The organism is Ruegeria sp. HKCCA4812 (assembly GCF_013034245.1).
GTDB lineage: Bacteria > Pseudomonadota > Alphaproteobacteria > Rhodobacterales > Rhodobacteraceae > Ruegeria.
Map to the genome: position 1 here is coordinate 328393 of NZ_WQFQ01000002.1, position 11846 is coordinate 340238.

The following is an 11846-nucleotide window of genomic DNA, read 5'->3' on the forward strand; positions in this document are numbered from 1 at the left end:
CGCAGAAATCCACTATTCTTTTAAGGCATCATAATCCTTGTGTCGGGGGTTCAAGTCCCTCTCCCGCTACCATTTATTTTTCAACGACTTAGCGGCGCTCCAGTTTCGATAACCACCTAAGTTCGACGATTTTTGCCACAGCTCACCACCCTGCCACAACCCGCAGAAATCCGCCGTTCCCAGAATTGTTCTGAAATTCCATGTGGCAAATTTGTGGCGAGCATAGTTGGCGACATTCTAAAGAATTTTCTGTCCAACCGTGTATCCAATGGCTACACTTCGCACATGAAGGACGTCGGCTTACGTATTCGAGTCCAACGCGAGCTTCGCGATGAGTTCATTGCCGCATGCCGCGTTCGCGACATACCAGCCTCCCAAGTTCTAAGGGAGTTCATGCGATCCTTCGTCGAACAACAACAAGAGACCGACGGTGGCCTACCTGCCGGACGGTTTACTGGGGCAGAGAGGCAACGACCTAGTGAGCGACGCAACCGACAAGATCGATGAGTTCCTTGAGTATGCCAAACTGCTCAAGGGCGACGAAAAAGGCGAGGCACAAGTATTTTGTGACCGCTTGTTTCAGGCATTCGGACATAAGGGCTACAAGGAAGCGGGGGCCGAGCTTGAGTTTCGGATCAAGAAAAAAGCGACGAAGGGCACAAGCTTCGCCGACCTGATTTGGAAACCGCGCGTTCTTATTGAAATGAAGAGGCGCGGAGAAAATCTGTTCCACCACTACCAGCAAGCCTTCGATTACTGGATTCATGCGGTTCCGGATCGCCCGCGCTATGTCGTCTTGTGTAACTTTGATGAGTTCTGGATTTACGACTTTGACAAGCAGATCGATGAACCTGTCGACACGGTCAAGATGGAGGACCTGGCTCTTCGGTATACTGCGCTGAACTTTTTGTTTCCAAGTGATCCCGAGCCGGTTTTCGGAAACGATCTTGAAGCGGTTTCTCGTGAAGCTGCCGACAAGGTCGCACAACTATTCAATAGTCTGATAGGGCGCGGCATCGATCGCGCGCAGGCGCAACGCTTTGTACTTCAATTGGTCGTCGCAATGTTCGCCGAGGACATCCGACTCCTTCCGGCCAACATCGTCTACAACATCGTCAATGACTGCCTCACAAAAGGGCAGAGCTCCTTTGATCTCTTCGGCGGCCTCTTCCGGCAAATGGATACCAAAGCACCTGCAAAAGGTGGACGCTTCCAGGATGTGCCGTATTTTAACGGTGGTATTTTTCAGGAAGTCGAGCCTATCGACTTAACGGACGAAGAACTGGAACTGATAGGCGGCGAAGAGGGTGCAGCAACCAAGAACTGGTCCAAGGTCAACCCGGCAATTTTCGGTACGATCTTTCAGCAAAGCATGGATGCCCAAGAACGCCATGCATTCGGCGCGCACTTTACCTCCGAAGCAGACATTCTGCGTATTGTAAATCCCACTATAGTTCGACCATGGCGCGAGAAGATTGCCAAAGCTTCGACCATGAAAGAGCTTTTGTCGCTCCGATCCGAATTGATGGCGTTTAAGGTGCTTGATCCTGCGTGTGGCAGCGGAAATTTCTTGTATCTGGCGTACCGAGAACTGGTTCGCGTCGAAATCGCACTGATGGCAAAGCTCAAGGAAAGCGTCAGTAAGAAGAACTTCGACGAACAGGCGAAATCCATCTCATTGATCAGCCCGCGTCAGTTTTATGGGATAGACAGAGACTCCTTCGGCGTGGAGTTGGCCAAAGTCACCCTCATGCTTGCAAAAAAACTCGCAATCGATGAGGCGATTGAAGTTCTCGAACGAGAACAAATTGAACTTGCGCTAAGTGGAGACGATGCTCTTCCGCTGGATAACCTTGATGCAAACATTCAGTGTGACGATGCACTGTTCTGTGATTGGCCAGAGATCGATGCCATCATCGGAAACCCGCCCTATCAATCAAAGAACAAGATGATTGAAGAGTTGGGGCGTGCATATGTGAATAGTGTCCGAAAGAAAATTCCGGGCATCCCTGGCCGAGCGGACTACTGCGTCTACTGGTTCAGGAAGTCGCACGATCACCTTAAGGAAGGGCAGCGAGCTGGTCTCGTCGGAACGAATACGATTAGGCAGAATTACTCTAGAATTGGTGGGCTGGACTATATTCTGAAGAACGGTGGAGAAATAACCGAAGCTGTTTCGAGCCAGGTCTGGTCTGGCGACGCCGTGGTTCATGTTTCTATCGCGAACTGGATTAAAGGGAAGCATGAAAGCAAGAAGCTTCTGTTTCGTCAGGTCGGAGACCACCGCGAGTCGCCTTGGGAAATCAAAGAAGTTGATGAGATAGGGCCTTCGCTTTCCTTCAATACGGATGTCAGTATCGCGACAGCAATCGCCGCGAACGCCAAGTCGACAGCTTGTTATCAAGGACAAACACACGGCCATGAAGGTTTCCTGCTAGAAGCGGATGCTGCGCGCGCACTTCTTAGCAAGGAACCGACTTACACACCGTATCTTCATCCCTTCATGATTACGGACGATCTAATTGGCACCGTCCATGGACTGCCGTCCCGATATGTGATCGATTTTCAAGAGCTTGATCTTCTGCATGCGCAGAAGTTTAAATCACTGTTCGCGCGCGTGCAGGCAAATGTACTGGCAGATCGACAGGCGTCGGCGGACAAGGAAGACGAGCGAAATGCCGAGGCACTTGCTGCCGATCCCACAGCGAAGATTGCCAAGGACCATGCGAACGCGCTTGCCAAGTGGTGGCAACTGTTCCGGAGGCGGGGAGAACTTCTATCTGAAATCGACAAGCTTGACCGATATATCGTGTGTGGTCGCGTGACCAAACGTCCGATATTCGAGTTCATATCACCGGAAATCCGTCCAAATGACTCGCTTACTGCGTTTCCACTGGATGATGACTATTCATTCGGAATTTTGCAGTCGGACACGCACTGGCAATGGTTCACCGCGCGATGCTCCACTCTTAAAAGCGATCCCCGCTATACTTCGAATACAGTATTCGATTCCTTTCCATGGCCCCAATCGCCTTCAAAGAAGGCCGTCGAAAAGGTTGCCAAGGCTGCCAAAGAGCTTCGTGTGCTGCGTAATGAACTCAAAGCAGAGCATGAGCTTTCATTGAGAGAGCTTTACCGAAGTATGGAGTTGCCTGGTGCGTCTCCACTCAAAGACGTGCATGCGAAGCTAGATCAGGCAGTCCGTGACGCCTACAATATGAAGAAATCCGACGAAGCCCTCTCCTTCTTGTTGAAGCTTAACCAGATGGTTTCTGGCAAAGAAGCCGCCGGTGAGGTCGTAACTGGCCCAGGATTTCCCCTGAAGATCAAAAACAAAGCCGAATTCGTTTCGAGCGACTGCCTGCAAATGCCTGACGATTGTGAACCTGCCATGGCGGAAGGCAGTACGGCCTAGACTTCACCGAACTTTTCTGACCAGGCTATCGGTTAGCCACGTCCATAGCGTCTTGGAGCGCGCGAAGCTCTCCTTTCGCAAATGACCTTGAAGGTTGACGCTTTTCTGGCCGGGCGCGCCGTCCGGTCAACAGGCTGCCCGCGCAACCGTGTTGCCAGTTCCCCGCCTTGCGGCGGTGACCGTCCGGCTTCTACGCCCGTCCTTCTTCTTTCGCGTCCTCAAGGACTTACAGCGAAAGGAGACTATCATGACTACGACCAAGACACCGCGGCAGGACATCTACACCCGCATCACCGATCAGATCGTCGGTGCACTTGAGCAAGGGGTGAAACCCTGGACCCAACCATGGAACGCCGCCCATGCCGCAGGGCCGGTTACGCGGCCACTTCGTTTTAACGGCGAAGGCTATAGCGGTATCAACGTTCTGACCCTCTGGGCATCCGCGATGGAACGCGGCTTTGCCGCCCCGATCTGGATGACCTTCAAGCAAGCCCTTGAGCTCGATGCCCATGTCCGCAAGGGCGAGAAGGGCTCGCCCGTCGTCTACGCCAACACCATCGTCAAGACCGAGACCGATGAGGCTTCGGGTGATGATGTCGATGTCACGATCCCCTTCATGAAGGGCTACACCGTCTTCAATGTCGAGCAGATCGAAGGTCTGCCTTCGCATTACTACGCAATCGCCGAAGGTGCCGAGAATCCCGATGCGCGTGACGAACGTGCCGAAGCGTTCTTCGATGGCACCGGTGCCCGTATCGAGACTGGCGGGAATTCTGCGTACTACCGGATCGATACCGACCATATCCAGATGCCGCCTTTCGAGGCTTTCGTGGATGCGCAGCGCTATTACGCGACGCTTGCCCATGAGAGCGTGCACTGGACACGGCATGAGGACCGCCTTGATCGTTCCTTCGGTCGCAAGCAGTTCGGCGATGCCGGATATGCCCGCGAAGAGCTCGTCGCCGAGCTTGGTGCCGCGTTTTTGTGTGCCGATCTCGGGCTGGAGCTCGAAGATCGTGACGATCACGCCGCCTATATCGGGTCGTGGCTCAAGGTGCTGAAAAGGGACAAACGTGCGATCTTCGGCGCAGCCGCACATGCGCAGCGCGCAGTCGATTATCTTCATCAGTTTCAGGGTGAAGATCGGGCTGCCGCATAGGCAGCCCTCTCTCATTTTTAGGCAATGTCCTAGTCGAATACATGGATGGTCTCGGGCTCGAAAAACCCTTTGGCGATTAGCGCATCACGCATCTGTGCTGTGTCTTCCGCAAAGATGACGACGGCTAGATCGGACAGTGCGCGCGAGCAGCATACATAAAACAAGCGTCGCGTTCGATCGATGACGGAATCTTTTCCGGCAGCGATATTTGCGCGATCGGTATCCGATTGTGGTGTTACCCCGAAATACTTTCCGTAGGAGAAGGTGTTGGTTCGCCCTTCCTGATCGTCGACGACGACGATCACCTTGTCGAACTCCGCGCCCTTGATGCCTTGCTGCGTGGCGAACGGAGACATCTTCTCTATATATTTTCGATATCCCCATAGCTCCGATGCATCGCACTGCATAAAACGAAGAGCGGCATTGTCGGTCGCAGGCTCGGCAACAGGATCATCCGTACCCGCGTACAGGTCGATGAGCTCGACGTAACGATCGTCGAACGCCAACAGGTTATTGTCTCCCATGAAACGGAGGACATCGCCGACACGCGCGTCACCCCCGGCTTCCAACATCGCCACCAGTTCGCCGATCTGTCCTTGCAATCCGTTTAAAAGTCCCGCGGTGTCGACACCAGCCAGCGCGTCCGGCTGCAACCGCGGGCAGTGCTTGCGAAGCAGTCGCATAATCTCGAATTCTCGCCCTTCGTGACGCGCAAGCGCTACTGGAAGGATGTACGACAGGAATGGACGTACCACCCAAGCAGTCCCGTCAATCAGGCCGCTGCTAAGATCCTCCGGTGATCTGTCGTTAAGTGCGCTGTAGAGGTTTGGAAAACCAAGTCGGGTTGCCGCCATCCTGTGGACCAGGACCAATAGCCGCAACGCTTCCTCGTCTTCTTGCTCCAACCAGCCTTCATCACCGTCTTGTTCTGCCAGCCAGCGACGCGCCTCTTCCAGACGTTCCTGTCGCCGATCATCGGCGGGCAGGATCAATACTCTGGCTGACCCTTCGACGGGAGCGTCTTCCCCATTCACCACAACGTGGCGTCCGCGCGTTTGCTCAAGCTGATCGTCTTCCGCCCTGATACGGTTGATGACGCGAAGCACGGCCTGCGGACACCGGAAATTTTCCGGCTTTTCAAGCGTCTCCCATCCCTCTTCTGGCGGAATAGGTCCGGCACCTTGCATGTAAATCTTCTGGACCGGATCGCCGAAGAAGCCGAGACAGAAGCCTTGTGGAACCGCACGTGCCACATGACGAAGAGCATCCACGAAGGCCGGGTCCGTGTCCTGACTCTCATCGACAAAGATGACCGGAAAGCGATGCGTCAGAAGGGTCTGCATTAATGCGTGTCCGGCGATAAATTCGGGCCCGATCTTCAGGATATCGCTATGGCCGAGAACGCCGTTCGCGTAGTCACTACCGGTCCCGTACCGGAAGCTCTTCACTGCATTAATTTCCGTTAGTTGTCGATTGTACCGTTCGATATTCTCCGCGGCGCGGGCTTTCGTGGCTTCTCTTGTTCGCGGATTGTCGATTTTTTCTTGCTCTTCGGTAATCTTCTCTAGCAACCGGTTGCTTACCCATTCCCGAAGATTGTTTTGAAATGGCTTTATGACAGTCCAGAGGAAGCTATGGATGGTCGAGACGTGGAACAGTTCATGATTCCCGACGTCTCCGCGAATTTCTTCCGCGGCCACTTCGGTGTAGGTAATGCATGCGACGTGTTGCCCGTTGCGGCGCAGGGCAGACCCTTGGGTGCGTTCGATCTGCGCTAGGGCTTTCACGAGCGATGTTGTCTTTCCCGAACCCGCTCCCGCCACCATCACAAAATGCCGGTTGCCGTCGCCTGCGAGCCGCTCGTGAAGCGCCGTGTCGGTATCTGTATTGGGCTTGCCGATGCGGCTTGTCATGCGGCGTCACCTTGTTGCTGCTCTTCGTCTTCCTCCGCTACCCCCAGAGTGGCTTCGAGCCATTCCAAGCCTTCGGCAATGTAGTGAGGGACGTTCCAAGCGTCAGGGTCCTTGGCAAGTAGTGCGAGCGCGAAATCCGTTTTCTTGTAGTTCGAACTATGAACTTTATCGTGGAGACGTCGTGCTAAGTCTTCCAGATTTTGTGGTGCGCGCACCCGGAGCCTCAACTCCCGATTAGCGACTTCCTGTGTCCACTCCAGATTGTCGAATGCGAAGGCGACTTCGAGCGTGCGACCGGCGCGCTCTATCTGTTCGTCGCCACGCGCAAGATTGACGGTGCAGGGATAGGTGACACGGATAGCGCCTAACCCAAAGTCATCTGCCGCAATTGTCTTGGCTTCTTCATCGGCACCCAAGAGCTCGTCGATCCTGTTTGTGCCAGGCAACCATTGGGCAAGCATCTGGTTCGACGTCAACGCGTCCGGAGTTTCAGGAGTACAAGTGCTACCCGCCACAACTTCATTCTCGTCATCGTCGCCGTCCACCGGTTCGGCATCATCCGCGTTATCCTCGTCGGCGGGTCCGTTTACGCTATCCAGATCGGTGACTACGAGCGTGGTTATCCCGATGAACTCTATAAGTGTCCGGAACAGGTGAGCATAGGCTCCACCGATTTCGAGAACGCTAAGGTAGCAGGAACGCAAACCGGGCGCTGCCTTTGCAATCATCTGCGGCATCACCAGCCGTTCGACATTGCCCTCGACGAGCACAGCCGCGTCGGCAAAGAAAAGGTCACAGTGCGTTAGCTTCAAATAGCGTTCCAGAAAATCACGGCTCGGGTTGGCTGTAGTGCGGTAGAACTCCGACAGGTTCAGGACCTTGGACGCTTGTGCAATGCCTGTACCTTCACGCCTGAAATAGCGGATGGGCTGGAAACCGCGCTCGTACAGGATGTGCGGAGAGTGCGTCGTCAGCGCGAGTTGCGTGTGGAAACCATCCGGCGCGTCATCTTCCGCCGCTAGAATTTCCAACACCTTGTTGACGAAGACTTGCTGCAACTGGGCATGCAAATGGGCTTCAGGCTCTTCGACAAACACCAGATGCAGAGGCGGGCGCTTCTCTTCCGTTGCCAGCCACTGTGCGTGAAGATCGAGAAGTTCGACCACCATATAGATCAGGTTTTTGAAACCGAGCCCGTTATATTTGTCGGGGAGCGTCAGGCCCTCGTCGTTCAGGGCGTAGTGAACATGGGCACCGTCCTGGCTGTTCATTACCGTCGCAGGATTAAGCGCGGATTTGATCATCAGGCGCGGATTGGTCAGCCCCGGATATCCTAATTGGGCTAGCCGTTGGAGGGTATCCGCGAAGACCTGTTCGAGATGCTGGTTCAGCAGTATCTCCGAGTCCGCTAGCGCCCTGATCGCATTGTAATCGTCACCGTGGCGCTGAAGGTTCCTTTGGTAATAGCGGCTAAGGTGCCGGGATAGTTCTTCTGCGCGGCTGCCTCCCTCACTGTCTGAAAGATGGCGTTGTGCGTGCAGGAAATCGACTTTGATCAGTGAGTTGACGATATCTTTTCCCGTGCGACCCTGATCCCGTAGCAGTTCTTGCGGTTCGTAACCTTCGTTTGGCTCAAGCTCTTCGTTGAATTGGGCTTCATCAAGCACGAAATACTTGAATTCATACTCTCGCTGGAGCTCGTCTTCGAGATATTCGCGCAGCGTTCGCGGTGGAGCAACATACGGTTCCTCACCTTCCGGATTCTCCAGGGCGGCGACCGCTTCCTGTGCTTGTGCGTGTCGCTCCCGAAAGCGCGTCAAAGTCTCATCTTCGCTACGCGGAGCGAAGGAGATACGAACGCCGACCATCGCTCCTTGCCATTCAAGATTGGGAAGAAGGTCGATGACACGATGCAGGTCCGCTTGCTCGACACCGAACCATAGATCAATTGACAAGACCGGAAGTGCAGCGTCTGCTTGACCGGCTTCGAACGCATCGATGTCGCTCCATCGGCATGCGCTTATGTCATGAAAGCTGACACGGTCACGGGCACCGCCTATGAAGAAGTGCATCGCATGGGCGACGGAGGTTTTGCCGCTGTTGTTCGCGCCCACGAAGATCGAGAGCTCGCTGTCCAAATCGATCTTTATGTCTGCCAGGCGGCGATAATTCTTAAGCCTGATCTTGCTCAAATGCATCTTTATTCCAATTCTCTGTTTATTGGCTCGATTGGTGATAATTGCAGCATTTTCATTGGTTTGCAGTCAAGTTCTATTGCCAACTTGTTGCACTGACTGCAATCTAGCTTTTTAAGCGTGGCTCACCCACGTTTTTCGCTTTCTTCCCGAATTGTCCGTTTCCCCTTACAGTCAGGGTATCTCACGCAGCTTAGGAATTTGCCGTATCGCCCTTTGCGTTCGACCAGCCAGCCACCATCGCATTCAGGACATGCCGGAAACTCGCTGCCGCAGGAACAGGTCAAGACTTCAGTAAGTGGTTTGCGTTTGAGAGGCAGGTCGCGGTTGCAGGTCGAGCAGGTCGGAAGTGTCTCGCCGCAGAGCTTTCGGTGTTCGCACGAATAGTATGTACGGCCCTGCTTTGAAGTCCGTGCAAGCATACGGTCACCGCAGGAACCGCATCGGTGCTCGGCGATCCCAGGCTCCCCGATCTCGATCGTTTCATAGGCCGGTTCGTCGATCAGCTCTCGGACAAAGACCGATGTCTTTTCGCGATCTGCGAGTATGGTGACTGATTTTCTTGCTCGGGTCAGCGCCACATAGAACAGGCGGCGCTCTTCTGCATGATCGAATTTCTCCGGTTTCGGCAGCACAAGATCGAGTAGCGGATCGTCGACTATTTCGGACGGGAAGCCCATCCGGTCGGATGCTGCGCGCAGGATGATGACGTGGTCGGCTTCCAGACCTTTGGAGGCATGGGCCGTCATGAAGCGGATGGAAAGGTTGGGATGATTTGCTGTTAGCTGCTTCAGGGACTTGGGGCGCAGATGGTGATATCTGCCGAGCAAGAGCACGCTAGTTTTGTTGCCGGACGATTGCGCGATCCGGCCAAGCGTGTCCGTGAGCGCCCCTTCGTCTTGCCCCCGCGTGTAGTATGCCACGTTGATCGCAGGTGACAACGCCGTGCTGGCAGTCACCACCTTCTTCTCGATTTGCGACGGGTTTTGAAGGACGAACCGGCGCGCAGGCAGGGCGATCTTGTCGACGCTACGAAATGTGCGTCCGAGATCGACGGTACGATGGACACCGTCAGTGCCTGCGAAGCTGCCACCAAACTCTTCGCCGAAGTTCCGCATCAGATGAATGTCTGACCCGGTGAAACGGTAAATCGATTGCCAGTCATCGCCGACGGCAAAGATGCGGGCGTCATCGTGTTGCGCTTTTAGCGCGCGCAGCAGGCGGGCGCGTCCCTCCGAGATGTCCTGGAATTCATCGACAAGCAGGTGTCGGTAGGGACTTTGGTAGCGGCCCGCTTCGACATGCTCGGCTGCGCGGATGATCATGTCCTCGAAATCGATCCGCTCCCCGAGGCGCTCCTGATAAGCGGCGAAGAGCGGCTCGAAAATCTTCAGGAAGGCGTTGCTTCGCGGTACATCCGCAGCCTTTTCGCTGCGCTGGTGGCACTGCTCGATCGACGTACCCGAACTCTTGAAGTGGCGGAGAAACGTGGCCAGCGTTTGGGTGAATGTGTCGACCTGTCCAAGTTCCGTCAGAGCCGTCAGTGCCTGGTCCGGCGGAATGGGTTTCAGTTCGACATAGGGTGCGATCTTTTCTCGCAAGGCTTCAGTCAACCTGCCTTCGACTTTCTCATAGCTGAAAGTCTCGATCAGCGTGGTGCCGTACTCTTTGTGGGCCCCGCGTTTCCAGCTCATGTCTTCGAGATATTTTTCGCGGTCGACATGCGGAGCCGTGGTCAGGCGCGTCGATCCGTCCGCTCCCCTCGATTTACGGACCCCGAAATGTTCGATGTAGACGCCGCTCTCCGTCAGACGGAAATCCGGCGTGTAGGCTTTGCGATCGTTCTTGGGGAGTCTGTGCTCGTAGAGTGGCTCGTATTCATAAGCGACGCCGTTGAGATACAGCCAGTTGGCAATCTCCCATTCCTCGAAGCTATTGACCACGTCGCCTTTGAGTGTGCGCAGCTCGTGGGATTCAACATACTGGTAGTATTGGCCCTTGGTCTCAAAGTCCCATTCGCTTTTGTACGGCCAGTAGAACGCCGAGAACCATTCCAGGATCAGTTTCCCGAGCTTTGAATTCTTGGCGACATCATTGATCAGGATATCGCGCAGCAATGCGCGAAACTGGGCGTCGTCGCTGGCATGGGCAGCCAATGCAGGCGTACCACCCTCGACATCACGGATGATACCGTAGCCAAGGGCGTGGAAGGTGAGCGCGTCGACCGACGCGCCCGAGCGTTCCTTGATCCGGCTTGCCATTTCGTCTGCCGCATCCTTGCCGAAGGCCATCAGCAGGATTTCTTCGGGCTGGCGAATACCGCGCTCGATCAGATAGGCCGCCTTGGCAACGATCACGCTGGTCTTCCCCGATCCAGCACCCGCGAGTACCAGCGTTGCGTCCTCATCGGTCACAACAGCCAGTCTCTGTTCAGGCGTCAGGGGGTTAGACTCGATCTGATCGAAGAACGGTTCCATCTCTTCGAGTTCGGTTGCAATGAAACGCTCGACCGCAGCCTCGCGGTTCCGCTCCGGCTCTGTGTGGAGCGCCAAGACGCGGTCGAGCAGCACTTGTTGCCCTGTGGGCAGTACGCCCTCCGGTATGGTTCCGGGCAATGCAGCCGCAACCTTTCTTACCCGTTCAACAAAGGGGCAAAGTAGACAGGCCGATGGATAGCGCCTCGGCTGTTCAAGGCGCTGAACAACCTCTCCAAGGGCGCGAAGCTCTTCCTCGACGGCGGCGAAGCGATCAAGGAAATATTTGCGAAATCCGTTGCTGACGGACGAGATGAAGCCAAGTGCGTCATTCTCGTTTAGCCCTGCAATCGTGATCTCAGTGCCGTCCTTTAGCGGCAGTCTAATGCCGGAGAAGCCGAGCGCCTTGGTTAGCTCCGCCGGGCCAAGCATGTCCGAGAATGCGACCTGCCGGGGCTTCCCGCCAAGCACGGTGACACCCGAGATCGTTTGCTCCGCTCCCCAGAAGGGATGACCAAGCGGTCGCAACAGCGCGCCGCTAAGGCGACTCCGTTTAACCAGCTGTGGTGCTGACGCATTCATCTGCTCGTATTCCGCGCTGATGACCAGCCGGACAGTCGCTCGAAACTCAATCGCCCTGCACTGAAGACACTACGTAACTCTATGACATTCATGTTCTTTTTCATCATC

At 55.1% G+C, this 11846-nt stretch carries 5 protein-coding genes; 2 read left to right on the plus strand and 3 right to left on the minus strand.

Annotated features, from left to right (window positions below):
* Positions 1 to 430: 430 nt before the first annotated feature.
* On the plus strand, positions 431 to 3415 hold the full coding sequence (locus GOW04_RS08985) for a DNA methyltransferase (RefSeq protein ID WP_217356912.1): 2985 nt from the start codon (positions 431 to 433) through the stop codon (positions 3413 to 3415).
* Between the two features lie 247 nt (positions 3416 to 3662).
* Positions 3663 to 4574: an ArdC family protein gene (locus GOW04_RS08990; protein ID WP_171232291.1), complete on the plus strand. Its 912-nt coding sequence runs from the start codon at positions 3663 to 3665 to the stop codon at positions 4572 to 4574.
* 29 nt (positions 4575 to 4603) lie between these two features.
* On the opposite strand, the gene GOW04_RS08995 is transcribed toward GOW04_RS08990, so the two are convergent.
* The 3 genes from GOW04_RS08995 to GOW04_RS09005 form a co-directional block, all read right to left on the minus strand.
* The gene (locus GOW04_RS08995) at positions 4604 to 6487 is read right to left on the minus strand and encodes a UvrD-helicase domain-containing protein (RefSeq protein ID WP_171232292.1); all 1884 of its coding nucleotides are present in this window, start codon (positions 6485 to 6487) and stop codon (positions 4604 to 4606) included.
* On the minus strand, positions 6484 to 8685 hold the full coding sequence (locus GOW04_RS09000; RefSeq protein WP_171232293.1) for an ATP-dependent endonuclease: 2202 nt from the start codon (positions 8683 to 8685) through the stop codon (positions 6484 to 6486). The genes GOW04_RS08995 and GOW04_RS09000 overlap by 4 nt, the downstream gene beginning before the upstream one ends.
* A gap of 122 nt (positions 8686 to 8807) precedes the next feature.
* Positions 8808 to 11738: a UvrD-helicase domain-containing protein gene (locus GOW04_RS09005; protein ID WP_171232294.1), complete on the minus strand. Its 2931-nt coding sequence runs from the start codon at positions 11736 to 11738 to the stop codon at positions 8808 to 8810.
* Positions 11739 to 11846: the final 108 nt, after the last annotated feature.

Coding starts and splice junctions, on each gene's coding strand:
- GOW04_RS08990 (WP_171232291.1), top strand. CDS start 3,663: ATGACTACGACCAAGACACCGCGGCAGGACATCTACACCCGCATCACC.
- GOW04_RS09000 (WP_171232293.1), bottom strand. CDS start 8,685: ATGCATTTGAGCAAGATCAGGCTTAAGAATTATCGCCGCCTGGCAGAC.
- GOW04_RS09005 (WP_171232294.1), bottom strand. CDS start 11,738: ATGAATGCGTCAGCACCACAGCTGGTTAAACGGAGTCGCCTTAGCGGC.
- GOW04_RS08995 (WP_171232292.1), bottom strand. CDS start 6,487: ATGACAAGCCGCATCGGCAAGCCCAATACAGATACCGACACGGCGCTT.